A 24,422-nucleotide genomic window follows, 5' to 3' on the forward strand; every position below is an offset into this window, starting at 1 on the left:
GGTAGCCCAAAATAGAATAGCCCAAAATGCCAGGCTTTAACAGAAACGCGACGATTGAGAGATTTTTATAGATGCTTGAAACTATTGAGATTTGTGAAGTACGGCAAGCCGATGCCAGTATCATCTGGTTGCATGGGTTAGGTGCCAGTGGGGACGATTTTGTGCCGGTGGTTGAAGAACTAGCCTTGCCCTGCGCGGTGCGCTTCGTTTTCCCGCATGCGCCGCGTATGCCGGTGACCGTCAATGGCGGTTACATCATGCCAGCCTGGTACGACATCACTTCGTTGGATATCGCTGGGGTGCAGGATGAATCGGGCATCCGCCAATCGCAAGCGAGTGTGGAGATGCTGATCGAGCAAGAAATGGCACGCGGCGTGCCGTCCGAACGCATCCTGCTGGCAGGTTTTTCGCAGGGCGGCGCGGTTGTATTGCAAACGGCGTTACGTTGTCCGCAACGTCTCGGCGGCGTCATGGCGTTATCGACTTATCTCCCCTTGTATGCCAGTCTTCCGATGGAAAAAACCCCTATTAACGCCGGTATTCCGGTGTTCATGGCTCATGGACGATTCGATACGGTGATTCCTATCGAGGCGGCAGAAGCTTCACGCTCAGCGCTCGAGAGCGAAGGCTTCGCAGTGGAATGGCACGAATACCCGATGGCGCACACGGTGAGCACCGAAGAAATTGCTGATATCCGGCGCTATTTGATGCAGGTGCTGGGCTAGAGAATTGGGTTCGGTCGTTGTGCCAATTCATGCTGCGGCACGGCGACCAATTGTTTCAGCACGTCGATTTCAACGCGCACCCAATCGTCCTGCTGCTCAACCAGTCGATGCAGGCGAACCCGATGCAGCCGTTTGTCGAGCCTCAGGTAGCGTTCTGCCCCGGCCTCATATTCCACGGCGGGCATCAGCAGGGAAAGATTGAGCCGTCTCTCGTCGGATGAAACGAAGATGCAGGGGACCGCGCCAGCGGCGTTTGTGCCGCCCGCGACTTGATGGAGCGAGCCGTATAGCGCCATATAGGAAAGAATCTCCGTGCCGACATAAATCTTGCCCGGTTCCTGATGCTTGAGGTTGCGGATGACACCCACCACGCTCATGCCGAAGCTGATTTCTTCCTTGAATACGACGATGCGGCCGATCTGCAGCCAGTTGTTGAGCTCAGTGCTGACGACCGCCCCCAAGCCATGGGTGCTGATGGATTCTATATGCCAGATTTCGCCGCCTAGTTCCGAGGCTGTACCGGAAGTCTGGTTCAGTACCTCCTGGCATACCGCATAAATCCCATGGGCCACCGTGGCGCGGCGAGCCGTTTCGCTACGCTCGCCAGAGCGACGTTGACGCTTGTAGGTGGTGCGCGACCATTCGCTGTGCATGCTGCGCAGGACATCGAGGTCGGGGACATCGTGCGTGTCGTCCAGGATGTCGTTCTCAATGTCGGCCACAAGGTCGTCAGTAATCCAGTAGCGCTGGGAGGGTTGCAGCTTCAAGTTGCGGATGCGGCATCCTCCGCGATCCATACTCCGGTCGACGTAAAAAAGCTGGCGATCTGGATCATAAGTGGTGGCAAGCGCAATGCCTTGCACGTGATGCTGAATCCACTTGTCCGCTGCCAGAATCTGCGGGCGTGTCATATTCGAGAGATTTAGCGTTTCCAGCATCAGGATGCGCAAGTACAAGGCTGCGGCATCTGCATGTTCTTCATGCGGGAAAACTTCCAGCGCTTGCGCGGCAAAGCCTTTGGCCTCGGCCAATGAGTAAATTTTGTGAGTATCCAGCCACCAGCCTATAGGGGCGGGCAGGTAGCGGAAATTACGCCAAACGGCGGCCCGCGAACGATGGTAGAGCGTCCGGGCTGTAATCAGCACGACTTGTTCGGGAGAAGTTTCGGGATGCTGGAGTGTTCCCAGGTAGGCCCGCACCCAGGCTTCGTGCAGTGTGTGGCCGGCGTGCCAGAGGCGAGACTCTTCCTCCGTACTTAAGCGTTTGGCACGCGCGTAAGCCACTGCAAGCGCGTAGTGATAAGGGAAAAGCGCGTCATCCACTGCCAGCAGCCATTTCAGCCGCGCCTCCTCCGGCACGTTGAGCTTGCTGAGTTGAATGAGTGCGAGTTCATGCGCGGCCAGCGCATCCCCCGGGAGATTGTTGAGCCATTTCATGTTCAAGCCGGCACTCCTTTATTATGTCTGGAATGGTATCCTGAAATGGTCCGATTTGACCAATCCGGGCTTTTTTTGATAGCTTTGCGGACGAAAGGTGTTTATGACTCAAAGCGCTCCCCCCCAGAATTTCGAAGCCGCGCTCGCGGACCTCAGCGATATCGTGCGACAGATGGAAGAAGGCCAGCTCCCGCTGGAGCAGTCTCTGGAAGCTTACAAACGCGGGGCCGAGCTTTTGCAGTATTGCCAGAAATCCCTTCAGGAAGCCGAACAGCAGGTGCGGATCCTGAACGAACAAAATAACCTACAGAATTTCTCCATCGATGACTGATTTCACCGGCTGGATGCAAGGCATCCAGTCCCGTACCGAAGCTGCACTGGAACAATGGCTCCCCGGTCCGCAAATCGCTCCTGAACGCCTGCATCAAGCCATGCGCTATTCCGTCCTCGGGGGCGGCAAGCGGGTGCGAGCCTTGTTGGCGCATGCCGGAGGTGAATTGTGCGGCGCCCAGCCTGAAAAAATCGATGCTGCGGCCTGTGCGGTTGAAATGATCCATGCCTACTCGCTGGTCCACGACGACATGCCCTGTATGGACGACGACGATCTGCGCCGCGGAAAGCCTTCCTGCCATAAGCAGTTCGACGACGCGACCGCTTTGCTGGTGGGCGACGCCTTGCAAACCCTGGCATTCGAAGTGCTGAGCCAGCCTGATTTGCTGGCCCAGCCATTGCGCCAGCTGGCCATGTGCCAATTACTGGCACAAGCTTCGGGATCGAGAGGCATGGCAGGCGGACAGGCCATCGACCTTGCCAGTGTGGGGCTGGATCTCAACCAGACCGAGCTTGAGTTCATGCATATCCACAAGACCGGCGCGTTGATTCGTGCGGCTGCCTTGCTGGGCGCTTACTGCGGCGATTGCGACGAACAAGCGCTATCTGCCCTGGACCATTACGCCAAGAGCATTGGCCTGGCTTTCCAGGTGGTGGACGACATTCTCGATACCGAAGCCGACACCGCAACCTTGGGCAAGACCGCCGGCAAGGATGCCGCCAACAACAAGCCGACCTACGTGACCATCCTCGGCCTGGAACGCGCCAAGCAATTGGCCCGCGACTTGCACGATAGCGCGCTGGCCCAGTTACAGGTTTACGGCCCCCGCGCCGAGCGCCTGGTTCAACTCGCCGGATTCATTACCCAACGCCAGTTCTGATGACATCACTCCTCGAACAAATCGATTCTCCCGCCGCGCTTAGGCAGTTGGAACGCAAGCAATTGCCTCAACTTGCTGATGAGTTGAGAAGTTTTCTCATCGAGAGCGTCTCGCAAACCGGCGGGCATCTAGCGTCCAACCTTGGCGTGGTGGAACTCACCATCGCGTTGCACTACGTTTTCAATACCCCGGACGATCGTCTGGTATGGGACGTGGGGCACCAGACTTATCCGCACAAGATTCTGACCGGCCGTCGTGGAGCCATGTCGGGCCTGCGCAAGCAGGGCGGAATCGCCGGTTTTCCACGCCGCAGCGAGAGTGAATACGATGCCTTCGGCGTGGGGCATTCCAGTACTTCGATTTCCGCGGCACTGGGCATGGCGGTGGGGGCGCAAAAGCTGGGACTGGACCGCCGCGCCGTGGCAATTATCGGCGACGGCGCAATGACAGCCGGCATGGCCTTCGAAGCCTTGAACAACGCAGGTGCCATGGACGCCAATTTGCTGGTGATCCTCAACGACAACGACATGTCGATCTCGCCCAACGTCGGCGCGCTTAACAATTATTTGGCCAAGCTGCTGTCCGGCCGCCTCTACGATCGCATGCGCCGCGGCACGGAAAAAGTGCTGGGCGTAGCACCGCCGCTCCTGGAGTTGGCCAAGCGCACGGAAGAGCACGTAAAAGGCATGATGACGCCGGGGACGCTGTTCGAGGAATTCGGTTTCAACTACATCGGTCCTATCGACGGCCATGATCTCGATACCCTGGTGGCGACCTTGTCCAACATCCGTCAGCTCAAGGGCCCGCAGTTCCTGCACGTGGTGACGCAAAAGGGCAAGGGCTACCAACCGGCCGAAGACGACCCAGGCAAGTTCCACGGCGTAGGCAAGTTCGATCCCACCAACGGCGTATGCATGCCGGGCACGGGGCAAAAAACCTACACCCAGATTTTCGGCGACTGGCTGGCCGATATGGCGGCGGCTGACGAGCGCCTGATCGGTATTACGCCGGCCATGTGCGACGGCTCCGGCCTCAATAAATTCCAGGAATTGTTCCCGGAGCGCTATTTCGACGTCGGCATTGCCGAGCAGCATGCGCTCACCTTTGCCGCCGGATTGGCGTGCGAAGGGTTAAAGCCTGTGGTCGCCATTTACTCCACTTTCCTGCAGCGCGCCTACGACCAGTTGGTCCATGATGTCGCGCTGCAAAACCTGCCGGTATTGCTGGCGATCGACCGCGCCGGTTTGGTCGGCGCCGACGGGCCGACGCATGCGGGCAGCTTCGACATCAGCTATCTCCGGTGCATCCCCAACATGGTCGTGATGGCGCCGGCTGATGAGAACGAGTGCCGCCAAATGCTGACTACGGGGTTCAAGCACGATGGTCCTGCGGCGGTACGCTATCCGCGCGGTTGCGGGACAGGTGTTGCCGTCGACCTCGCACTCGATACGGTCGAGATCGGCAAGGGTGAGATTCGCCGTCGTGGCGAAAAAGTCGCCATCTTGGCGTTCGGAAGCATGGTCGCTCCGGCTTTGCAAGCTGCCGAAAGTCTTAATGCCACGGTTGCCAACATGCGGTTCGTTAAACCGCTGGACGTAGCGCTGGTACTGCAACTCGCAGCGGAGCATGAGTATATCGTGACCGTCGAGGAAAACTCCATCATGGGCGGCGCAGGTAGTGCTGTTGCCGAGACCTTGAAAGCTGCAGGCGTTAAAATGAACCTATTGCAGCTCGGGTTGCCTGACCGATTTATCGAACACGGCGCGCCGGAAAAGCTGCTTGCAGAATGCGGGCTGGATGCTGAGGGCATCCGAACCGCGATTGAGAAACAATTGTCCTAGTGATATACTCGGGTATTAAAAGTTAGAAACCGCCATGAATCAACTGACCACTCCTGCCATCGAAGACGTTCAGAACACACCGGACGTCCGTCATCTCGCCATCGACAAGGTCGGCATCAAGTCGATCCGCCATCCCGTCAAGGTGAAGGACAAGAGCGGCGGCGTGCAACACACGGTGGCCTTGTTCAACATGTATGTGCATTTGCCGCATAACTTCAAGGGCACGCACATGTCTCGCTTTGTCGAGATATTGAACATGAACGAGCGTGAGATCTCCATCGAGAATTTCGAGACCATCCTGCGCGAGATGGTGAAGCGCCTCGAAGCCGAGTCCGGCCATATCGAGATGACCTTCCCGTACTTCATCAACAAGGCGGCCCCGGTTTCTGGCGTGACCAGCCTGCTGGACTACGACGTTACGTTCATCGGCGAGATCAAGAACGGCGAATACAACATCACCGTCAAGGTGCTGGTGCCAGTGACCAGTCTGTGTCCGTGCTCCAAGAAGATTTCCGACTACGGCGCGCACAATCAGCGTTCGCACGTCACGATTACGGCGCTCATCAACGAGTTCATCTGGGTGGAAGACCTCATCCGTATCGTCGAGGAACAGGCATCCAGCGAACTGTACGGCCTGCTCAAGCGTCCTGACGAAAAGTTCGTCACCGAGCACGCCTACGACAATCCCAAGTTCGTCGAGGACATGGTGCGCGACGTGGCAGCGCAGTTGAACGCGGAACCGCGCATCGACGCTTACGTAGTGGAATCCGAAAATTTCGAGTCCATCCACAACCATTCCGCCTATGCCTTGATCGAGCGCGACAAGCGCCAAGGCTAAGCTAAGCCGGTTCCGGTTTTATTGCGCCGCCTTCGGGCGGCGTTTTCGTTTCTACCGTCTGCTCCTATCTGCACAACAACAAGGCAACACGTCTCAATTCCGTGCATTTTAGTCAAGAATAGCCTGTCTTCACGGCAGCGCTTGGGGCTGTCTTTACAAAAGCTTCATATTGATTTCATTCAAGATTCATTGATTTCGCGCAGACTGGCGCAACTCCTGCTTGGATCAGGATAAGCAGATGAGGATTCTCCAGGAGTTCGATTTTTTCAATCCGTTGTTAGTGAAGGAGCATGACCATGAAACGCACGCTAATCGTTTCCACTCTCGTCATTTCCGGCATCGCCAACGCCGCCGTCATGGCAAATCCACAACCCGAAGTCGTTGCCAAGGCTGGCAACAGCAGCAAAGGTGTCATTGTCGCAGTGACCGAGCCCGGTGAAATTGCGGCGGATACCGCTTGGCTGTTGTCGGCCCAGGTCCACAAGAGCAACGAATATGCGCCCATGCTGGTCGTGCTGAAGCCCGAAGACCGCGAGGCTGTGCTGAAGAAATTCGACCTCTCTGCCGCCCCGTTGCCGGCGCTAATTTACTTCGACCGACGTGGTAACGAAGTCTCTCGCGTGGTGGGGGCCTATCCAACCGCCTCGCTCAAGAAAGTCCGTGCGATCGCCTACTCGGCCAAGTAATCAGGCGGCTTGCAGTCTAAGCTGCCGATAAAGCAGTACGAAGGCGACGAGCGTCGCCACGGATGAAACGGCGAATGTGAGGGCCGGTCCTGCCGGCTCCCACATCCAGCCGCTCCAAAGTCCCCCGAGCGTTCCTCCCAGCCCGAACGTCGTGCTGGTATAGATCGCCTGGCCTTTGGCGTGATGCCGGCCGTGGAAAAAACGGTGGATGAGCGCCACCGAGGCAGCGTGGTAGGAACCGAACGAGGCCGCATGCAGCGTTTGCGCCAGCACGACCACAACGACCCATTGCGCGCCGAAGCCGATCATGACAAAACGCACCGTCGCCAGGAAAAAACTCGCGAGAAGGATGTTGCGGAGGCCGAATTTCGCCGTCAGTTTCGGCATCCACAAAAATACCATGATCTCGCACACCACGCCGATAGACCACAACCAGCCCACAGCGCCTTTGGAGTAGCCGAGATCGACCAGGTAAATGGAGAAAAAGGTGTAATACACCCCATGCGCGGCGGCCATGAGAAAACCGGCGATGAGGAAGGCGCTGACTTCCGGGCGCTTGATGATGCTCCAGATCGGGCCGGCGTTATTTTGGTAAGGCTTGGGGCGCGGTTCCGGAACGAAGCGCGAGAACAGGAAGATGCCAAACTTGAGCCCCAGAACAACCCATAGCAAGGCTTTGATCGGCGCGTTATCAAGCACGTAGCCCAAACCGATTACGGCGACGACGAAACCCAGCGACCCCCACACGCGGATGCGCCCGTAATGTTCGGCCTTTTCACCAAGGTGACGCAGGGTAATCGATTCCATGAGCGGCAGGGATGCGCTCCAAAAGCTGCACATAATGGCCATCACGCAGAATAGCCAAGCGAAGCTGTTGCCCGCGAATACGCCGAGGTAAGTCAGCATACTCATCCCCGCGGCGAGCTGGACGATGCCCACGCCCTTGCCGGTGTGGTCGGCCAGCCAACCCCACAGGTTGGGTGCGAACATGCGGCATACCTGCAGCAGCGACATCAGCACGCCGATCTGGAAAGCGCTGAACTCCAACGATTTGAGGTACAGGCTCCAGTAGGGCGTGAAGGCGCCGACGAAGGCGAAATAGAGGAAATAAAAACCGGACAGCCGCCAGTAGGGGAGGGCTTGCATAAGAACTGAGTGGTCCGAAACCCGTAGCGCAGGCGGCCTCGCCTGCAAACGTCATTTTTGAGTAAAGCGAAGCAGGCGAGGCCGCCTGCGCTACGAGCTACTTACTTGCCGTGAGCCTACTTGATCGAGCCACTGATCTTCGGTGTTGCACATTCCACATCGCCGCACTGGGCGCGGTGGCGCAAGGCGTGGTCGATCAGCACGAGGGCCAGCATGGCTTCACAAATCGGCGTTGCCCGAACGCCTACGCATGGATCGTGGCGGCCATTGGTCTGCATGGTGATGGCGTTGCCGTCGATATCGATGGAGCGCCGCTGCTGTGGCAAGCTGGAGGTCGGCTTGAACGCCGTATGTACAACGATGTCCTGCCCGGTGGAAATCCCGCCCAGAATGCCGCCGGCATTGTTGGTGGCGAAGCCCTCGGGCGTCATCTCGTCGCAGTGCTCGCTGCCCATCTGCGCCACAGAAGCGAAGCCTGAGCCGATTTCCACGCCCTTGGCGGCGTTAATGCCCATCATGGCGTAAGCGATCTCGGCATCCAGTCGGTCGTATACGGGTTCGCCCCAGCCTACCGGTACGTTTTCAGCCACTACGGTGATCTTGGCGCCGACGGAATCGCGTTCTGCACGGATTTTGTCGAGGTATTCCTCGAGTTGCGGGACGACTGTTTCATTAGGGGCGAAAAACGCGTTCTGCGCGACATCGTTCCATGAAACGAAGGGAATATCGATCTCGCCCAGCTGGCTCATGCATCCGCGAATCGTTACGCCGAAACGTTCTTTCAGCCATTTCTTGGCAATCGCTCCAGCTGCGACGCGGACGGCTGTCTCGCGTGCCGATGAACGTCCGCCGCCGCGGTAATCGCGGAAACCGTATTTCTGCGTGTAGGTGTAGTCGGCATGACCGGGACGGAACGTACTGGCGATGTTGCCGTAATCCTTGCTGCGCTGGTCCTGGTTGCGGATCAGCAAGGCAATCGGAGTGCCTGTGGTCTTGCCTTCGAACACGCCGGAGAGAATTTCGACCGAATCCGGCTCCTGCCGCTGCGTCACATGACGCGAGGTGCCCGGCTTGCGACGATCCAGCTCGATCTGGATGTCGGCTTCGGTCAACGCCAACCCCGGTGGGCAGCCATCGACCACGCAGCCGATAGCCGGTCCGTGGGATTCACCGAACGAGGTGACGGTAAACAAGGTGCCGAAGGTGTTGCCGGACATGGGGAAAGCTCGCAGAAGATTGAATTTGAGTGAGATTTTAACATAGGGCAGCAAGGGCGTTGGATGGCGCTGGCTGCTGGATTCCTGCGCTCGACCGTATTACTCGCTAGAATACCCACCCATGACTTTCCCCTACGAACTCTTCATCGGCCTGCGCTATACCCGCGCCAAGCGCCGCAATCATTTCATCTCGTTTATTTCCATGACCTCCATGCTCGGGATCGCACTGGGCGTGGCGGCGTTGATCGTCGTGTTGTCGGTGATGAACGGGTTCCAGAGCGAATTGCGCACGCGCATTCTGGGCGTGGCTTCGCATATCCAGATCACGGGTAACGGCAACGCCTTGCCCGACTGGAAATCGGTGGTGAATTTCGTCAAAGGCTCGCCGCAGGTGCAGGCTGCTGCGCCGTACATCATGGCGCAGGGCATGTTGTCGTTGGACCAGGCTGTGCAAGGGGCTATGATCCGCGGGATTTTGCCGGCTGAAGAAGATAAGGTCGCCGATCTTGGTTCGCACATGAAAGTCGGCAAGCTGACCGATCTGAAATCCGGCGAATTCGGCATCGTGCTGGGTGCCGAGCTGGCACAATCTTTAGGTGCCGGGTTGGGCGACAAGGTAGTAGTGATGGCGCCGGAAGGGCAATTCACGCCGACCGGCATCATTCCGCGCCTCAAGCAGTTCCGCGTGGTGGGGATTTTCCAGGTGGGGATGTATGAATACGACGCCTCGCTGGCGCTGATCCACATGGATGACGCAGCCAAGTTGTACCGCATGGGTGACAAGGTTTCCGGGGTTCGACTCAAATTGGAGGATTTGTACCAGGCGCCGCGCATCGGGCACGAGCTGTCTACCCAACTGGCGGCCTACGGATCGTATTTCGTGAGCGACTGGACGGAGCAGCATGCGAATTTTTTCCGCGCCGTGCAGATGGAAAAGCGCGTGATGTTCGTGATTTTGACGCTCATCGTCGCCGTGGCCGCGTTCAATATCGTCTCGACGCTGGTGATGGCGGTGACGGACAAGCGCGCCGATATTGCCATCTTGCGCACGCTGGGTGCTTCGCCCAGCAGCATCATGAAGATTTTTATCGTGCAGGGTTCTCTGATTGGGGTGATCGGCACCTTGATGGGGGCGGTGGGTGGCGTCACCCTGGCGCTTAATATCGACGTTGTCGTACCGTTCATTGAACACGTGTTCGGTGTGCAGTTTCTCGCCAAGGATGTGTACTACATCAGCGACGTGCCTTCGCAATTGCAATGGGCCGACGTGATCACGATCACCTCCGTTTCGCTGGTGCTCTCGCTGCTGGCGACGCTTTACCCCAGCTGGCGAGCCGCCAAGACCAATCCGGCGGAGGCGCTGCGTTATGAATAACATGACAACTATCCTCACCTGCCGCGATCTCCATAAAACTTATGCCGGGCTTGATGTTGCCGTGCTGAGCGGTATCGACCTTGCGATTGCGCAAGGCGAGCAGCTCGCCATCGTGGGTGCCTCAGGTTCCGGCAAGAGTACCTTGCTGCACCTGCTGGGCGGGCTGGATACGCCTTCCCGAGGCGAAGTGGCGCTGATGGGACAGCCCTTGGCGAACATGAGCGAAGCGGCGCGGGGTGAGCTGCGTAATCAGTCGCTTGGATTTATCTACCAGTTCCACCACCTGCTGCCGGAATTTACCGCATTGGAAAACGTCGCCATGCCGCTGCTGGTGCGCCGCATGGATAGGGCCGAGGCCGAGGCGAAGGCTGCCGAGATGCTGAATCGCGTTGGCCTGGGGCACCGCATGGAGCACATGCCGGGCGAGCTTTCCGGAGGCGAACGTCAGCGGGCCGCCGTAGCCCGTGCGTTGGTCACGCAACCTAAATGTGTATTGGCCGACGAGCCGACGGGCAATCTCGACCGCCATACCGCCGATGCGGTGTTCGATTTGATGTTGGAGCTGAACCGCGACTTGGGAACCAGCCTGGTCGTGGTGACGCACGACCTGCAAATCGCCGCACGCATGGGGCGCACCTTGCGCCTGGACGATGGGCGGTTGGCCTGAATCTCCACTGCTAGCTGATTTCTTGCGGGCTGTCGTGCTTGCAAACGGGGCGGATGCGTAGCCGTCTTCTGGCTTTTGTCGCGGGCGTATGGCTGCTGCAACAGCAAGCTGTATTGCCTGGGACTTACTGGTGTTTATTGCTGTTGCCGCTACTGGCAGTAATTTATCGACTGCGGCATCGGCCTGCATTATTTCCATCCCTATGCATCTTGGCTGCGTTGCTGGCCGGTTTTTTCTGGGCAGCGATTTCGGCACAAATCCGCCTTGCCGATCGCCTGCCCTCAGCCTGGGAAGGCCAGGATATAGAGCTGGTCGGTGTGGTATCTGAACTTCCCAAGCTCATGGAACGCAGCGAACGTTTCCTGTTTGATGTGGAGCGCGTGCTGACACCGGATGCTCATGTGCCCCAACACGTTTCCCTCGCTTACTACGCTGCCGGATTTGATGCCCGCCGATCGCAACCTCTTTTAGGCCGATTCCATCCGGGCGAGCGGTGGCGATTGACGGTCAGGCTCAAGCAGCCGCATGGCACTTATAACCCCGGTGGGTTCGACTTCGAAGCCTGGGCGCTGGAGCGCAACATTCGTGCTACGGGGTATCTCAAGAATTCGACGCGGCTCGATGCCATGGTTTGGCGGCCAGGGTACGTTATCGAGCGCCTTAGGCAAGCAGTGCGCGACCGTTTCCAATTCGTGCTCGGCGGCAAACCTTACGAGGGTGTGCTGCGGGCATTGGCTATCGGCGATCAGGGCGGCATTTCGAGCGACGATTGGCAGGTGTTCCTGCGTACCGGGGTCAATCATTTGATGAGCATTAGATATCTATCAAAACGCACTTTTTTTAAGTGAAGCTCAGCTCCAGTTTGGCGGTAATTACACACACCCTATCAAGTTAAATCATGTATGCCTTGAATCGATTGCGTACAGATTTGCAAGTTATTATTATGCAGACAGAGCTTCAGCTAATTTCACGAAATAAAAAGAAAAGATCGATGGCATTCATACCTCCCTCCCTAATGTTAGGCAGACGCATTGGTCCGTGTAATAACAGTTGGGCGTCCTGGAGAAATGGCATTGGCTTACGGTAGCGAGAGTGAATTTGAGGCATATCTCCGTGCCTTGATTAACGAGCAAATCACAAAGGTTGCTCCATCAACGTACGCTTTGAAAAACAAGAAGGCCGTCGATATCCTTATTTGTAAAGACACTCCTATTCCAGCTCTTTTCTTTATCGAGGTCAAATACCACCAAACCAAGCATGGACGGCTTGCATTTGGTAGTGGCAAGGGTAGTGGATTTCAGCCTGAGATCATTAGCGCCATGCCGAGATATTTCGAGAGTAACCTTCGTTGGGTGCTTGCCAGCGAAGAGTATGAACCCGGCAAAGTGCTTTTCCTCTCGTCGGAGGTGATTAGAAAGTATCTTGCTGGTGGTAAGGTTGCTGAAAAATTCAATAATTTTCAGAAAAGGATATTTTGGGAAGAGCGCTGGCTTGATGAGGCGGATCTTGTTGAACAACTACGTCATTGGCTAGGAGTCAACGCCGCCCAATCCGTCATTCCACGGGATCTGTCTCAGCAAGCCGCGCTGTCTGGTGAATTCACACCTTAGATGCTTCAATATTTATGCCTATGAACACTTTTGCTCAAAAAATTGACGAATTAGTTTCAGCCGGCTGCAACGTAGCGAGCGCTTCAATATACATAGCATGGTCCAATCGCGTCACAGCGCTTTTGACAGCAGCAATAGATACTCAATCCGCTGAGGCATTCAAAGACCTTGGCGGTACGACCCCCTATTTAAACTGGGAGCAATACCGAGATAGACAGGTTGGGCATCTTGAGGGCCTAGCGCTACGCATTGAGGCATCTGGTCTTCAGCAGGCTAAAGTTGAACATATTCATTCAGCAACAGGTACTCATACCACACAAATCACAAACCATGTATTTCTTGTACATGGTCACGACAACGGCACTAAGGAAACTACGGCGCGTTTTATTGAGCGCTTGGGGCTTGCGCCAATCATTCTTCATGAACAAGCCAACGAAGGTAGAACGATTATTGAAAAATTTGAGGCCTACGCTGATGTAGGGTTCGCTATCGTGCTAATGACACCAGATGATGTCGGTGCCAGTGTGAAAGAACAAAACAAGCTGCTTGGGCGTGCAAGACAGAATGTAATTCTGGAGCTTGGTTACTTTACTGGCCGCCTAGGGCGCAGCAAAGTTTGCGCACTTTTTAAGCCCGGTATTGAGATTCCATCTGATTTTCATGGGGTTCTATTTCTTGAACTCGATGAGCCGGGTGCTTGGAAGCCAAAACTAGCAAATGAACTCGTAAAAGCGGGAATGAAAATTGACGTTCAGGCGCTCTTGGGATGAACCGCTCTAACTCATCGAAGCTAGGGAATTACATAAGCCTTGTTTACGAGCGACCAAGAATCTGCTTGGAATTTTCAAATCTTAAAAAAATTTGAGACAAGGTTAATCCCAATGCTTCTGAAATATTTAGTAATGCACTTAATGTAGCGCTGGCTACGCCCCTTTCCATTTTCGAGATGTAGGTTCGGTCAAGCCCAGAATCAAGCGCAAGAGTTTCTTGGGTTTTGCCAGCTTCTTCTCGCAAATCTCTCAACACTTTTCCAAATAGCTTTAATTCTTCAGCCTTTTTATCCATGTGCTGAGCATGAATAAAACAGCAATTTTCGTCTTCGGCTTATAGGCAACATTTGTAGACAATAAGCTACACTGGTAGACTAAAGTCATCGTTTTAAAAACCTAACTTTTCTATAAAAAAGCATGGTTTCGTGCCAAGCCACTGTTTCATAAATGTTTGATTAGTCGGCAAGAATTCCTAGTCTTTAATAACCGTTCTTTTTAGAATAACTGCATGATAAATAACGGTTTTATGACTAGATGGCACAGGCTAAATCACTAACTGATCAAGAACTCAAAATCGTATTGGCAATGGTTGCTCAAGGACGACACGCCGCAAGAAATCGCATGAAGATTTTGCTCAGCCATCTCGGCGGGATGCGTGTTGGAGAAATCGCGGCGGTCAAAATCGGCGACGTGCTGAATCCCAACGGGTCCATTGTTGATGAAATCCGACTTGCTGCAGAGCAGACCAAAGGATCGAAACCTCGTACGGTCTACGTCAGCGAGCGTCTGAAGAAAGAAATTGCGCAGTACCTGAAACACCTCAAGCACCTTGATCCAGAGAAACCTCTGATCTATTCACAAAAGGGGCGGGATGGCTTCACAGCCAACAGCCTCGGTCAGCAATTCAAAACGATTTACCGCAAAGCTGGAATTCAAGGCGCCACTAGCCATAGTGGCCGGAGGACTTTCATCACTAACTTAGCAAATAAAGGGATAGGTGTTCGAGTGCTTCAGGCACTAGCGGGTCACGCCAGTATCGCGACCACGCAAATCTACATCGACGTGAACGATGAAATGAAACGTGCAGCAGTGAATTTACTTTAACAAGGGGGAACAAGAATGAGTACTGCATTTTGTAGAGCATGCGGCAAGGAAATAGAAGTGTCTGTTGCATTTTGTATCCATTGCGGAGCAGCACAGCAAGGGGATGTGGGAGCGTCAAAAGGCGGATTGCCACCTGGAGTATCCGGCTGGTCATGGGGCGCATTTCTGCTCAATTGGATTTGGGCCATCGGGAATAGAGTCTGGATTGGTTTGCTCGCGCTGATCCCTGGAGTGAATTTCATCGTTGCATTGATCTTGGGATTCAAAGGCCGCGAGTGGGCATGGGAGGCGAACCGCTGGGATAGTGTTGAGCATTTCAATCGCGTGCAGAAAAAATGGTCGTTCTGGAGTGTGATGGTCTTCGTGATCGGGTTCATGTTTGGGCTTGTGATTGCAGTAGTCATTCCCGCCTATCATGACTATCAAAAGCGAGCAGCAGAGGTTGCTGCAGAACAACAAGGCAATCAAGTTGAAACAAGTATGCAGCCGGTTGCAAATCAGGATACAGGCAGTAAGGCGTTCAAATGTGAAGATCACAAGGACTTGTTGACCTCTGCTGATCCAACAATTCGCTTAGTCGATAAGGTGGGGGATATTCCGGCAGATTTGAGGCAGGCACTGGGCCCAGATATTGAAAAGTCACAGCTTTTGCCGCAGAAGATACCGGGGCAGTATCTAGCTATTTGTAAGGCGACCGCTTATTACTACGATAATCAAGATCGTGACGTGTTTTACACCGTATCCCAGGTCAACAATGGGACAGAGTTGTTCGTGACGATCCAAGACATCGGTTGGTTGAAGAACGATTTGAAGTTTAAGAAGACAATTACTGATATCGTCGAGCAGCAAAAGAAAGAAAAGCAAGAGCAGGAGAGGCAGCAAGCCGATTCGTCAAAACAAGAGGGTGCTTCACAAACGGCTCAATCCGGGCAGCAACAAGCTGAACCCGATAGCCCGAGCTTCGATTGTGCAAAGGCCAGCAATAATGTCGAGCGCATGATTTGTGGCGATAAGGAATTACAGCGTTTGGACCGAAGCATGTATAGGGATTACAAGGATATGAGCAATCGTGTCGATCCTGAACAGCTCAAGAAAGAGCAAAACGCTTGGCTGAAGGAACGAAACGCATGTCAGACCCGAGAGTGTGTAAAGCAAGCCTTTGTGAATCGAATAACGCAGTTTGCGGCAGAAAGCGAATAGCAGTCACAGGCTAACATCAGCTAATTATCTCAAGCAGAAAACGGATCGGAGACCTTCAAAAGCTCCGATCCGTTTTGCATTCAAATGACAGCTAGTGACTGTCAAAAAAAATCCCCCAAGAGTGGAACCCTTTGGGGGAGCGGAGCAAAAAATCTCCCAGTTGCAGCGCTTCGCTGCGCGGATAACACCCCGTTGGGGTGAAGAAATGCAAAACCGGTGGACGCAATTCAAGCGTAACGAATAGCGGTGGGTAGAAATAAAGGGGGGGTGACTAAAGGACGTGGGGCATAGATTGCACCTCTTATTGTTATTTTTAAGCGATCTTAATCTCGCTGAATAGATACCGCAACACCTCTTACCCATCCACAATTTACGTGGATTATTCTGTGGGCAACTAACTTAACTCAATAGCTAGTATAGAGAAATACAATTGAACAAGAAATATTGACGTTAGATTAGACATCGGGGGAGTACGCGATCAATTCGAGTTTCCGAATAAATTCTTTCTTGTCGATTGCCTGATCGATGCTACCTTGAAACTCATACCACCCAGCAACGTCAGCCCCAGAAGATGCCAGATGGGAGCCGAATGACATAGCCAAAGCCGCTGCAGGTTGGTGCAGCATTCGGAGAAAGGTGGCTGCCCAATTCAATCTACCCGCATATAAGTTAGATACTTCTTCGGTATTGATCGCTTCGAGTGCAGCGATAGCGATGGACTTTTCGTTGATTAAGATCATCTGGTTACTATTTTGAGCGGCGTCAATCAGAGCCTGCCCATACTTTCGAACAGCCTTATCCGGCTTTGCGTCCATAAGATGATCTAAGGACTTTGGAGCCAGCGCTAGACCAGTTACGGCCCTGTAGGTATCTACAAACTTAACTTCTGAGTTAGGAGAGAATAGCGGATGCAAAGATGGTGCTTGGATTTGAACAAGCGTCGAAATAAGTGCCCTCCGACCAGGAGAGCATAGAATAGGAATTCGCTTTCTTGCAGAAAGACTTGCTTCGTAAAGCGCATATTCGATTACTTGGTCCCAGTTCTCCTTCGGGATACGCAGCCTACCTCCGAGCAATGTTGCAACACTCGACTGTTTGGTAAGAAATTGAATGTACTGATGGTGTGCTTGATAGTCCTTTGGATGAAAGTCGTCCCAATCGGCATGTAGGCCGAGTTCCGCTATATGCTTCTTGTCGTGGGGACTGGTTCTCGATCTCGGCATATGATTGTCTGCCGGAGCCAGCCAGACGTTGTCGTATAGCATCAAGAAACAGAGTGCTAGATCGCGATGCTGGTAATCATCTGCCCCATATAGGGTATTGTAGTAAGGATGACCCATAGGCCCGTCACGCCGGTGATCAGACAATTGGTTGCTGAAGTATCGATATAAGGCGCCTGAGTAAGGGTGAGACAGAATGATTGCATTTGGCACTGTATGGACCTCAAGATGGCAGACTTAAAGCTAACTAGTCTAGATTGCTTTTTAATCAGCTCCTCATAAAATATGTAGATGTTGCGCATACATGATCATGGCCGTGTCCGCTGATCTATCTTTCGATGGACCAACGACACAAGAGTCAAGATGTCCAATGCATCTTGCTCATTCATAGCCCAGTCTACCTTCGGATTATGCGCAAGCGGATTACGAACCGTCCCGAAGATCCCAATGAGTAGATTCAAGAACCCCGATTGCTCGCTCTTTTCGCTATCGTTCTTAAGGTCGTTGATTGCGATAATTGGATTAGGGCCACCGAAGGCTGCCTGTACCAGAGTGGCGCCATCTCCAGGGTGATTTGTAAGTGAGCGAAGCTTCGCTGCTATGCTTTTAGTTGCCTCGAATACAGCATGAAAGTAATTTTCTTGTAGCCATTCAGCTTTGCAGTAGAGCAATACGTCAGGATGTACGCCTCGATTTTCGAGTAGGTATTGAAGACGATTCGCTCGGGCTACGGCCTCATCTAGGTTTGACGCGGGCTTAACCCATCTAACCTTTCCATGGTCTCCCACGGACATACCTGAGAAGGCAAGAATAGCGTTCAGGCGAACCTTCCATCGATTGAATTTAGCAGAATCCGCGGTGAACTGAACCGGGTCCATCACTCGATTGACGAAAACGACAACGTGATTACCGAAATTCCGATTGTTCTGGTACATCGCAAACGCGTTGAACAGTCGCTTCCATTTGGTTGCAGTTGGATCAACGTTTGGAATTTTGCATTGATTTAGCAGAAAGTCGATCTGTGTACCCGTTAGACCGTCGTCAGTATCACCGAGCGCCTTGGCCAATGCGGTGAGTTGTTGAGCATTGAACGGCGGAACGTGTTCCATATTTGATTTAGAACGTGGCGAAGACGGAAATCGTCAGAGTTTTAAGGGGGACGAGAAGCTAAGCCTGGAGCAAGCAACCAAGCTGAGCTTGTCGACGGACAGCTGGAATATTATGTTAGATTTCGGTGCCATCTTCGCAGGTAATCTACAGCTTCCTCTCGGATTGCTTCTTTGCAAAGGGCTCTACCCGTCGGAATACGGAAAGCAATATTTTTAACCTCATAATTGAGGTTTCCATGCTGCATCCTTCTCGAAACAACTTTATGTACATATCAGATAGTTATTATCAAGCTGAACTTCAGGGAATGTAGGCGAGCTATGAGCGTATTAGCTCATCTAGATCGGGGTCAAACTCATTGAAATCTTCAAAATACAACATTTCTGGATATGCGGTTTCATTTTCATACTCATCAAAGAAGTATCTGCTGTACCAATCATCCATTAAAAAAGTGTGAGGTCTGGCCTCAAGGTGTGCAAAAAGGAACGGAAACCGATGTGCAAAATAATGAGCCTGCAATTCCATCACCAACTCGTATGCAGCAATAATGCTATCTCTATAGTCACCTAACGTACTGCGAAATAAATCCTGTAGCACTTTGTAGTAGAGCGTCAATGATGGGGGGAGGTTTGTAGATGCCTGATAAGAAATATTCTGCTCATACCAATATGACAGCAACTTTGGCTTCTTGCCTAGTAAATATTTCGACAACAGCCAGTGATATTCATAATGCTGGTTAACGAGATATTGAATAGTTGTACTGCATGGCAGATTGCCTTGACTCCGTTTGCAAATTAAAACTAGTGGTCCAAGCGTATTAAAGAGCATCAGAGATTTTTCAATCGCATTTTCTATTTCCGGCCAACGCTTCTCACGGGTATAGGAGATTGAAAATGCCATTAGCCCATTATCAGAGAAATCATCTTCGTTAGTAAGCTGGATTGAAACAGTCTTTGAGCTGCTTCCGAATCTGCCTTGGCGATTCTGACTTTTGATATTTGCCCAATAGCACTTTCTTGTTGTAAGACAAACTGCACAGAGAAATACAGGTACGGGCAGTGATAGCCAGTAGTTCAGAGTTTCACGTTTTATACCGCTGAATGTAGCTCTACCGTTAACAAACTTCAGTGCTTTCTTGCCTTTAAGTTGCAGAGCAGCCATATCACCTGATAGTAATTGCTCCCTCCCTACGATTTCAATATAGAGATCGATTCCGTAGTCGCGCTCACTTACTTCTCGGATTACCCATTGTCGAGGTAGCACCTGCCTCAGTGCCGTGAATGAGTCGCTCTCTATAATGTGTTGATCAGATCGTTTTGGCAGTTGCATAGGCATCAAGGTCTTGTGTATGGCAACAATATTTGAATTATCTGAGCAATTTAGAAGGCATGTCTATTTGAGAAACGTCATCAATTTTGAAAAAACTAGGCTAACTCGATATGGGCCGATATCTTGTCATTATGTTGGCTGCTGTATCTTGTATGTTAGCTAATTCTTTTTATATTTCTTAAGTGGCGATATATTCTTTCTTTTATGCGTGACAAGTCAATGCCATGCGCTAGAAAACGTTAAGTCCATAAACTTTACTTGCATATGCATCTACTTTCTGGAAAAAGAACTACGAATGCTGCAGCTAACAGTTATCTAGCAGCCAGCAATTTACTCAACCTCGCTCGTGAGCAGGACGAAGGCAGTTTTTATTGGGCAATGGCATCAGTTGTTTTCTCGGCATTTACCTATGAGGCGTTTTTAAACGTGATAGGTGAGGAAGTGTTAGGACGAGAGCGATGGGTGACAATTGACAGAGCAGGATGGATGCGAAAGCACTCTACGATATTTGCAGCTTTGTCGCTGCAATCCAATCTTTCATGCCCTCCAGAATCTACTTTGATCGAATTATTTGATTTCCGAAATCTCGCGAAATTTCATCCCCATTGCTCACCCAATTGCATCCCGGAATGTGCAGCAGTTGCATCGTGCGTTAACCAGCAATTTCAAACCCGCTATCCGGTCATTGCGTGACACTGTCCTGCGGTTGCAACTCGATGCGCACCAATTGCATGAGTGCGCACCCAATTACATGTTTTGAGCAGCGGCAGGGATTCTGATGAGTGAATTACGCCGCAGCCCTGGCTACTCCTTCGTCCTACCTTTGCGCATCGAGTCCCCCTTCAAATGGATGAGATGCGCGGCATGCACCATGCGATCCAGAATGGCATCGGCAATGGTCGGATCGCCCAGGAACGCATGCCAGTGGTCGATAGGATACTGACTCGTGATGACCAGTGCTCCAGAACGCAGCCGGTCGCGCTCATCCACGACATCTAGCAACGTTCTGGCCACTACGCCGTCAAATGGCATCAGCCCCAGATCGTCTATGATCAGGACGGTGGCCTTGATCAACCGACCTTTCAGTTGCGGTAACGACCCATTCGCCACAACGGTGGCAATCTCTTCCGATATCTGGCTGGATGAGCGGTAGATCACCGACAAACCAAGCCGACATGCCTGCACCCCCAGTGCGCAGGCAACCCAACTCTTACCGGTTCCGGTTGCACCGGTAAATACGATATGTCTCGGCTGTCGCACCCAGTCGCATGTCGCCAGAACAGCAAACAGCGATTTCTCCAGTCCGCGCGACTCCCGGAAATCCACATCCTCCAGGCAGGCCGAGGGGTAACGCAACTTCGCTGACTTGAGCAGCCGGTTCCAGCGGCGGCTATCGCGCGAAGACACTTCACTGTCGACGAGGATACTGACCTGCTCGTCAAACGATAGTCCGCGAAATGCAGGCTGCCCAAGGTTGGCCTGCAAGGCTTCAGCCATGCCTAGCAGTTTCAGCTCTTTCAGTTTCGAGATGGTCTGTTGCATCATCATTCTTCTTCTCCAGTTGTTTGCTTGTAGTAATCGCTGCCGCGCACGTTGACGTGACTGGCTGGCGGTTCGGCTTTTGCATTGAGCGACGGTCGCTTGTCCGCCTTGCTGCGGAAGATGGATAAGATGCTGGAATGGGACATCGAGTGGATGCGTGCTGCGTACTCGCACACTTCCTCCAACCTGTCCGCTCCGTATTGGCGACCGAGCTTCTGGATCGCGCATGCGGCACGGATGCCGTTTGCCAGATGGCGGTTCTGCAGTAGGTGGTGCTGGAACACCCTCTCCGTGGCCGGACCAACCGCCGCCGCCCATTGCAACAACTGGTCTGGACTACCCTCGGCATACTGCAAGTGATTCGGCGACAAGTGTGCAGGGTTGGTTGTGTAGCCGCCTGCCATGTTGGATAACATGTGTGTTGCCACCCGCATGCCGTTGTGGATGATCTCGATGGTTTTCGCGCCAGCGCGGATATCGACGAAGGCATGAGCGATGGCATACGGCACGGAGTAGTAGTGGCCTTCATGCAAGACATGATAGTTGTCCCCGACGCGCACCTTGAGCCGCCATGCAGCATACTCGTAGGCGGTGTCCGGCAAGATCTTCAATGCCGGTTTGTCCAGAATCTCGAACCGCTCGCGCCGAGACAACTTGTAAGCTTTCATCTCCTTGTTGTTGAAGATCGCCAAGAGACGCTGGATTTCCGCGTTGGCCTCCTCCAGTGAATGGAACTGCCGGTGGCGTAGCGCTGCCAATATCCAGCGCTGGATAATCAGTACCGCTACTTCGGCAGATCCCTTGTCGTTCGGCTTGCGCACACGGGCAGGCACAATGGCCGTATCGTAGTATTCGGCGAACTCGGCATAGGTCGGATTGATGTGGGGGCCTTCACGGGTGACTTTCGTCACTGCAGACTTGAGGTTGTCCGGGGTGATGATACGCGGCACGCCGCCGAAGAACTCCAGCATCTTCACGTTGCAGAGTATCCAATCGGCGATGGTCTGCGACCAGACCGCCAGGCAGAACGAATAGCTCGACGCACCCAGTGCCGCCACGAACACCTCGGCATAGCGCACGGGGTTGCCTCCCCTATCATAGATGGGTAGCTTGCGGCCCGCGAAATCGACAAAGGATCGCTCGCCGGGATGGTGAACCTTGCGCATGCTGACGCGTTGTTTTTTCAGCCACTGTTTGTAGAGGCGCGTCGCCTGCGGATAGGAGATGCCATCCGGATGCTCCGCATGCCACTCCTCCCACAGCAGGTGCAACGTGACATCCTTGTCGCGCTCTATTTCCATGTGCCAGAGCAGACAGTCCGGACGTGGGCGGTTGGATTCTGCCGATTTCGGTTTCTTAATGAATGCACCCAGGAACGCATTGTCATCGAGTACCTTGAGTTGTTCCCAGGTCATGCCCAAGGTCGGCAGTTGCGACGCGATCATGTTGATGGTGCCGGAGGATACCCCCAGCAAGGTGGATATCCGGCGATTGGATAGCTCGCCGCCCATGCACAACAGACGCACGATCTCCCGGCGTTTGAATATTGGTATTGCCATATAAGCTCCTGTAGCAGCCGCCTGCCAGTGATGCAGGCAGCCTCACGATTGATATACGCGGTTGATCCCCGACAGAGGGGTAAAGCGTGGCCTCGGCCTTGACAGCCGATACAGGAGCGCAGACAATTCAAGCATCAAGGGTGCTACTCCTGATGCAGTGCCAGAAGGCTTGGGTCCCGCAACCCAAGCCTTTTGCGCTTTGTGGGGCCTCGCCGCAGGTTGCGGTTATGGTTCCATGTGTTTTCCTTTCGGCATTTCAACGATTCCCCATTTCTACCCTTGAGTGGTCGATTGCTTTTCCAGCCATGTCGCAACGTCACCGGTTAACGCAAACCAGCCCCGCCGTCCTGGCAGCTTAAATACGTTAACCCCCAATGCTTCTCGCTGCTGACTGCGATGAAAGGCGGCATAAGTCTTGAATCCTAATGACAAGTAGAGATCCTGGCCGCCGATGGTCGGGCCGAATCTTGAAAGCAGCTGATTCGTCAGGTCACTTGAAGATTGATGAGGCATGACTGAACCTTGAATTGAGTGAATTGGCGTTAATCTTGACGCTCCGCACAAAAACAATCTAGGCTACGCTGAATTCGTATTCGAGTGACACCATGCCAAAGAAACGCGGAGGACAAAGAAAACATTGGGCTGAAGAGGCCAGGGTTTGGGTTTGGTATTGCGAAATCAAACGACGCTGCGATTGGTCGGATTACGCTCTCGATCAGGCATTCGCATGGACGGAGGAGGGCAAGGCCGCTCGTTCCAGCGATGACCACCGGCCAAGAACATTTGAATGGATTCGTAAGTCCGCACGAAAACCTGCCGGTCGAGATCCGCGGTGGCGCGGGATGATCGATCTTGTTGCCGCCGTTGATCAGCATCCTTTATTTCATGGTACGCAGACGCTGTACATGGCCGGATTCTGGGATGTTCTGCAGGAGCCAACATCGACGCCCAGCATTGTCCAAATGCGAATAGACCGACTTCTACAGATTAACGGCTTAGTCCGAGTTAACCCGGACACAGCTACAGCAATTGCTAAGTTGATCGAAAAATATGGCCGTGAACAAGTATTTGATCGCTGCCTGTTGCTGTCACTGAAGAGGATGGACAGCCTGTCGGGCATGGCACTGCTCTGGCTTTTGTATCTGCAGACCGAGCCTGCCCATAATTGGCGGTTTCGAGCAGTAATCGAAACGATTGCCGATAAGCTATTAGATGATTTTTTTAGCCATTATTTTTCTCTTGACACACACTTGAAGTACTACACAGATGCAATTAACACGCTTCAGCACATCCGGCTCGATATGTCTGATCGCCCGCCACAAGGGTATGGATATATTGAAACTATCGGAACTTGGCCGATCCTTCCTCGGGAATTGATCGATTCCATTTCCGCGGATCAGTTGTTCTATTTGGAGGCGCTATGAGCTGGAATTCATATATCCGTATCAGCGCCCGCATGTCCATCGGAAAGTTTTTTGCCGCAAGCTCCGTCTTGGTTGCTGTCCTGGCCGTTGTGCTGACGGGCAAGGGGGTGGCTGCATTTCAAGAGTCCTGGGTGCGAGTCCGATCAGTTTCCCGCGCATTGAACTTCTGGGTGTGTATCCGTCAGGAGAAACGTTGATTGCCCAGCTGATCGTCGGCGCAATCGCCCTGGGCGGATTCGCCCTGAACGCAAACACGAGCTGCCGAGATAACTCCGTCAAGTTGCCAGAAGCGTGAGGCTCTTTCAGCCATGGCTTCTTCTGAAGAGCGACACCGTCTCGATCTCGGTTATGTCGACCCACTTCCGCTAGGCCAACGTAGGCTGCGCGCATTGATCATTCGCTGTTCCTACACCAA

At 53.3% G+C, this 24,422-nt stretch carries 27 protein-coding genes; 16 read left to right on the forward strand and 11 right to left on the reverse strand.

What is annotated here, in order from left to right; translation table 11 throughout:
* Positions 1 to 71 precede the first annotated feature (71 nt).
* A complete protein-coding gene (locus tag NMK_RS16285; RefSeq protein WP_109016820.1) occupies positions 72 to 725 on the forward strand; it encodes an alpha/beta hydrolase in 654 nt (217 codons plus the stop codon).
* Here NMK_RS16285 and NMK_RS16290 read toward each other — a convergent pair.
* On the reverse strand, positions 722 to 2,161 hold the full coding sequence (locus NMK_RS16290; protein ID WP_109016821.1) for a cyclic-di-GMP receptor FimW-related protein: 1,440 nt from the start codon (positions 2,159 to 2,161) through the stop codon (positions 722 to 724). The two genes, NMK_RS16285 and NMK_RS16290, sit on opposite strands and share 4 nt — an antisense overlap.
* Positions 2,162 to 2,264: 103 nt before the next feature.
* Here NMK_RS16290 and NMK_RS16295 point away from each other — a divergent pair, with 103 nt between their 5' ends.
* From NMK_RS16295 to NMK_RS16315, 5 genes are all read left to right on the forward strand, one after another.
* Complete coding sequence (locus tag NMK_RS16295; RefSeq protein ID WP_109016822.1) at positions 2,265 to 2,492, forward strand: exodeoxyribonuclease VII small subunit; 228 nt, start codon at positions 2,265 to 2,267, stop codon at positions 2,490 to 2,492.
* Positions 2,485 to 3,372, forward strand: coding sequence for a polyprenyl synthetase family protein (locus tag NMK_RS16300; protein ID WP_109016823.1), 888 nt, complete (start codon positions 2,485 to 2,487; stop codon positions 3,370 to 3,372). Before NMK_RS16295 ends, NMK_RS16300 begins: the two co-directional genes overlap by 8 nt.
* Complete coding sequence (dxs, locus tag NMK_RS16305) at positions 3,372 to 5,213, forward strand: 1-deoxy-D-xylulose-5-phosphate synthase (protein WP_109016824.1); 1,842 nt, start codon at positions 3,372 to 3,374, stop codon at positions 5,211 to 5,213. The genes NMK_RS16300 and dxs overlap by 1 nt, the downstream gene beginning before the upstream one ends.
* 34 nt (positions 5,214 to 5,247) lie before the next feature.
* Positions 5,248 to 6,051: a GTP cyclohydrolase FolE2 gene (gene folE2 / locus NMK_RS16310; RefSeq protein WP_109016825.1), complete on the forward strand. Its 804-nt coding sequence runs from the start codon at positions 5,248 to 5,250 to the stop codon at positions 6,049 to 6,051.
* Between the two features lie 296 nt (positions 6,052 to 6,347).
* Positions 6,348 to 6,737 (forward strand): hypothetical protein, encoded by a 390-nt coding sequence (locus NMK_RS16315; RefSeq protein ID WP_146187223.1) that lies wholly within the window; start codon positions 6,348 to 6,350, stop codon positions 6,735 to 6,737.
* Here the strand turns inward: NMK_RS16315 and NMK_RS16320 are convergent, their stop codons facing one another.
* Both NMK_RS16320 and aroC read right to left on the reverse strand, forming a co-directional pair.
* Positions 6,738 to 7,883, reverse strand: a complete 1,146-nt coding sequence (locus NMK_RS16320) for an MFS transporter (RefSeq protein WP_109016827.1) — start codon at positions 7,881 to 7,883, stop codon at positions 6,738 to 6,740. It abuts the gene before it with no gap.
* 116 nt (positions 7,884 to 7,999) lie between these two features.
* Positions 8,000 to 9,100, reverse strand: a complete 1,101-nt coding sequence (gene aroC / locus NMK_RS16325) for a chorismate synthase (RefSeq protein WP_109016881.1) — start codon at positions 9,098 to 9,100, stop codon at positions 8,000 to 8,002.
* A gap of 121 nt (positions 9,101 to 9,221) precedes the next feature.
* Between aroC and NMK_RS16330 the strand changes: the two genes are divergently transcribed.
* The 5 genes from NMK_RS16330 (at position 9,222) to NMK_RS16350 (ending at position 13,522) form a co-directional block, all read left to right on the forward strand.
* Positions 9,222 to 10,475: a lipoprotein-releasing ABC transporter permease subunit gene (locus NMK_RS16330; RefSeq protein WP_109016828.1), complete on the forward strand. Its 1,254-nt coding sequence runs from the start codon at positions 9,222 to 9,224 to the stop codon at positions 10,473 to 10,475.
* Positions 10,468 to 11,142, forward strand: coding sequence for a lipoprotein-releasing ABC transporter ATP-binding protein LolD (gene lolD, locus NMK_RS16335; RefSeq protein ID WP_109016829.1), 675 nt, complete (start codon positions 10,468 to 10,470; stop codon positions 11,140 to 11,142). The genes NMK_RS16330 and lolD overlap by 8 nt, the downstream gene beginning before the upstream one ends.
* Positions 11,143 to 11,195: 53 nt before the next feature.
* The gene (locus NMK_RS16340; RefSeq protein ID WP_109016830.1) at positions 11,196 to 11,990 is read left to right on the forward strand and encodes a ComEC/Rec2 family competence protein; all 795 of its coding nucleotides are present in this window, start codon (positions 11,196 to 11,198) and stop codon (positions 11,988 to 11,990) included.
* Between the two features lie 219 nt (positions 11,991 to 12,209).
* Complete coding sequence (locus NMK_RS16345; RefSeq protein WP_109016831.1) at positions 12,210 to 12,752, forward strand: hypothetical protein; 543 nt, start codon at positions 12,210 to 12,212, stop codon at positions 12,750 to 12,752.
* Positions 12,753 to 12,772: 20 nt separating this feature from the next.
* Positions 12,773 to 13,522, forward strand: coding sequence for a TIR domain-containing protein (locus NMK_RS16350; RefSeq protein ID WP_227871538.1), 750 nt, complete (start codon positions 12,773 to 12,775; stop codon positions 13,520 to 13,522).
* Between the two features lie 43 nt (positions 13,523 to 13,565).
* On the opposite strand, the gene NMK_RS16355 is transcribed toward NMK_RS16350, so the two are convergent.
* The gene (locus tag NMK_RS16355) at positions 13,566 to 13,817 is read right to left on the reverse strand and encodes a helix-turn-helix domain-containing protein (protein ID WP_109016833.1); all 252 of its coding nucleotides are present in this window, start codon (positions 13,815 to 13,817) and stop codon (positions 13,566 to 13,568) included.
* 239 nt (positions 13,818 to 14,056) lie between these two features.
* Here NMK_RS16355 and NMK_RS16360 point away from each other — a divergent pair, with 239 nt between their 5' ends.
* Both NMK_RS16360 and NMK_RS18580 read left to right on the forward strand, forming a co-directional pair.
* Positions 14,057 to 14,626, forward strand: coding sequence for a tyrosine-type recombinase/integrase (locus tag NMK_RS16360; protein WP_109016834.1), 570 nt, complete (start codon positions 14,057 to 14,059; stop codon positions 14,624 to 14,626).
* Positions 14,627 to 14,641: 15 nt separating this feature from the next.
* Positions 14,642 to 15,826, forward strand: a complete 1,185-nt coding sequence (locus NMK_RS18580) for a lysozyme inhibitor LprI family protein (RefSeq protein ID WP_181376318.1) — start codon at positions 14,642 to 14,644, stop codon at positions 15,824 to 15,826.
* Positions 15,827 to 16,281: 455 nt separating this feature from the next.
* Here NMK_RS18580 and NMK_RS16370 read toward each other — a convergent pair whose 3' ends face one another.
* The 3 genes from NMK_RS16370 to NMK_RS16385 all read right to left on the reverse strand — a co-directional run bounded on the left by NMK_RS16370 (position 16,282) and on the right by NMK_RS16385 (position 19,488).
* Complete coding sequence (locus NMK_RS16370; RefSeq protein WP_146187224.1) at positions 16,282 to 17,166, reverse strand: hypothetical protein; 885 nt, start codon at positions 17,164 to 17,166, stop codon at positions 16,282 to 16,284.
* 188 nt (positions 17,167 to 17,354) lie between these two features.
* Entirely contained in the window at positions 17,355 to 18,155 is an 801-nt protein-coding gene (locus NMK_RS16380) for a TIGR02391 family protein (protein ID WP_109016837.1), read from the reverse strand.
* 316 nt (positions 18,156 to 18,471) lie between these two features.
* Positions 18,472 to 19,488: a DUF4365 domain-containing protein gene (locus NMK_RS16385; protein ID WP_109016838.1), complete on the reverse strand. Its 1,017-nt coding sequence runs from the start codon at positions 19,486 to 19,488 to the stop codon at positions 18,472 to 18,474.
* A gap of 252 nt (positions 19,489 to 19,740) precedes the next feature.
* On the opposite strand from NMK_RS16385, the gene NMK_RS18350 reads away from it, so the two are divergent.
* On the forward strand, positions 19,741 to 20,175 hold the full coding sequence (locus NMK_RS18350; RefSeq protein WP_146187225.1) for a hypothetical protein: 435 nt from the start codon (positions 19,741 to 19,743) through the stop codon (positions 20,173 to 20,175).
* Positions 20,176 to 20,286: 111 nt separating this feature from the next.
* Here NMK_RS18350 and istB read toward each other — a convergent pair whose 3' ends face one another.
* The 3 genes from istB to NMK_RS18355 form a co-directional block, all read right to left on the reverse strand.
* Entirely contained in the window at positions 20,287 to 21,030 is a 744-nt protein-coding gene (istB, locus tag NMK_RS16390) for an IS21-like element helper ATPase IstB (RefSeq protein ID WP_109016839.1), read from the reverse strand.
* Positions 21,027 to 22,583, reverse strand: a complete 1,557-nt coding sequence (gene istA, locus NMK_RS16395) for an IS21 family transposase (RefSeq protein ID WP_109016840.1) — start codon at positions 22,581 to 22,583, stop codon at positions 21,027 to 21,029. Before istA ends, istB begins: the two co-directional genes overlap by 4 nt.
* Positions 22,584 to 22,856: 273 nt before the next feature.
* Positions 22,857 to 23,096: a hypothetical protein gene (locus NMK_RS18355; RefSeq protein WP_146187226.1), complete on the reverse strand. Its 240-nt coding sequence runs from the start codon at positions 23,094 to 23,096 to the stop codon at positions 22,857 to 22,859.
* A gap of 92 nt (positions 23,097 to 23,188) precedes the next feature.
* On the opposite strand from NMK_RS18355, the gene NMK_RS16400 reads away from it, so the two are divergent.
* Entirely contained in the window at positions 23,189 to 24,007 is an 819-nt protein-coding gene (locus tag NMK_RS16400) for a hypothetical protein (RefSeq protein WP_109016841.1), read from the forward strand.
* Positions 24,004 to 24,204 carry a hypothetical protein gene (locus NMK_RS16405; RefSeq protein ID WP_109016842.1) on the forward strand — a complete coding sequence of 67 codons (201 nt, stop codon included), beginning with the start codon at positions 24,004 to 24,006 and terminating at the stop codon, positions 24,202 to 24,204. The genes NMK_RS16400 and NMK_RS16405 overlap by 4 nt, the downstream gene beginning before the upstream one ends.
* Here NMK_RS16405 and NMK_RS18925 read toward each other — a convergent pair.
* Complete coding sequence (locus tag NMK_RS18925) at positions 24,189 to 24,317, reverse strand: hypothetical protein (RefSeq protein ID WP_265415781.1); 129 nt, start codon at positions 24,315 to 24,317, stop codon at positions 24,189 to 24,191. The two genes, NMK_RS16405 and NMK_RS18925, sit on opposite strands and share 16 nt — an antisense overlap.
* Between the last annotated feature and the right edge of the window lie 105 nt (positions 24,318 to 24,422).

Source organism: Novimethylophilus kurashikiensis (genome assembly GCF_003112435.1).
GTDB classification, from domain to species: Bacteria; Pseudomonadota; Gammaproteobacteria; order Burkholderiales; family Methylophilaceae; genus Novimethylophilus; species Novimethylophilus kurashikiensis.

Coding starts and splice junctions, on each gene's coding strand:
- lolD (WP_109016829.1), top strand. CDS start 10,468: ATGAATAACATGACAACTATCCTCACCTGCCGCGATCTCCATAAAACT.
- NMK_RS16315 (WP_146187223.1), top strand. CDS start 6,348: ATGAAACGCACGCTAATCGTTTCCACTCTCGTCATTTCCGGCATCGCC.
- folE2 (WP_109016825.1), top strand. CDS start 5,248: ATGAATCAACTGACCACTCCTGCCATCGAAGACGTTCAGAACACACCG.
- NMK_RS16380 (WP_109016837.1), bottom strand. CDS start 18,155: ATGGAACACGTTCCGCCGTTCAATGCTCAACAACTCACCGCATTGGCC.
- NMK_RS18580 (WP_181376318.1), top strand. CDS start 14,642: ATGAGTACTGCATTTTGTAGAGCATGCGGCAAGGAAATAGAAGTGTCT.
- NMK_RS16405 (WP_109016842.1), top strand. CDS start 24,004: ATGAGCTGGAATTCATATATCCGTATCAGCGCCCGCATGTCCATCGGA.
- NMK_RS16330 (WP_109016828.1), top strand. CDS start 9,222: ATGACTTTCCCCTACGAACTCTTCATCGGCCTGCGCTATACCCGCGCC.
- NMK_RS16360 (WP_109016834.1), top strand. CDS start 14,057: ATGGCACAGGCTAAATCACTAACTGATCAAGAACTCAAAATCGTATTG.
- NMK_RS16290 (WP_109016821.1), bottom strand. CDS start 2,161: ATGAAATGGCTCAACAATCTCCCGGGGGATGCGCTGGCCGCGCATGAA.
- NMK_RS16300 (WP_109016823.1), top strand. CDS start 2,485: ATGACTGATTTCACCGGCTGGATGCAAGGCATCCAGTCCCGTACCGAA.
- NMK_RS16340 (WP_109016830.1), top strand. CDS start 11,196: ATGCGTAGCCGTCTTCTGGCTTTTGTCGCGGGCGTATGGCTGCTGCAA.
- NMK_RS16285 (WP_109016820.1), top strand. CDS start 72: ATGCTTGAAACTATTGAGATTTGTGAAGTACGGCAAGCCGATGCCAGT.
- NMK_RS16385 (WP_109016838.1), bottom strand. CDS start 19,488: ATGCCTATGCAACTGCCAAAACGATCTGATCAACACATTATAGAGAGC.
- NMK_RS18925 (WP_265415781.1), bottom strand. CDS start 24,317: ATGGCTGAAAGAGCCTCACGCTTCTGGCAACTTGACGGAGTTATCTCG.
- NMK_RS16345 (WP_109016831.1), top strand. CDS start 12,210: ATGGCATTGGCTTACGGTAGCGAGAGTGAATTTGAGGCATATCTCCGT.
- istA (WP_109016840.1), bottom strand. CDS start 22,583: ATGGCAATACCAATATTCAAACGCCGGGAGATCGTGCGTCTGTTGTGC.
- NMK_RS16355 (WP_109016833.1), bottom strand. CDS start 13,817: ATGGATAAAAAGGCTGAAGAATTAAAGCTATTTGGAAAAGTGTTGAGA.
- NMK_RS16370 (WP_146187224.1), bottom strand. CDS start 17,166: ATGGGTCATCCTTACTACAATACCCTATATGGGGCAGATGATTACCAG.
- aroC (WP_109016881.1), bottom strand. CDS start 9,100: ATGTCCGGCAACACCTTCGGCACCTTGTTTACCGTCACCTCGTTCGGT.
- NMK_RS16400 (WP_109016841.1), top strand. CDS start 23,189: ATGCCAAAGAAACGCGGAGGACAAAGAAAACATTGGGCTGAAGAGGCC.
- dxs (WP_109016824.1), top strand. CDS start 3,372: ATGACATCACTCCTCGAACAAATCGATTCTCCCGCCGCGCTTAGGCAG.
- NMK_RS16350 (WP_227871538.1), top strand. CDS start 12,773: ATGAACACTTTTGCTCAAAAAATTGACGAATTAGTTTCAGCCGGCTGC.
- NMK_RS16320 (WP_109016827.1), bottom strand. CDS start 7,883: ATGCAAGCCCTCCCCTACTGGCGGCTGTCCGGTTTTTATTTCCTCTAT.
- NMK_RS18355 (WP_146187226.1), bottom strand. CDS start 23,096: ATGCCTCATCAATCTTCAAGTGACCTGACGAATCAGCTGCTTTCAAGA.
- NMK_RS16295 (WP_109016822.1), top strand. CDS start 2,265: ATGACTCAAAGCGCTCCCCCCCAGAATTTCGAAGCCGCGCTCGCGGAC.
- istB (WP_109016839.1), bottom strand. CDS start 21,030: ATGATGATGCAACAGACCATCTCGAAACTGAAAGAGCTGAAACTGCTA.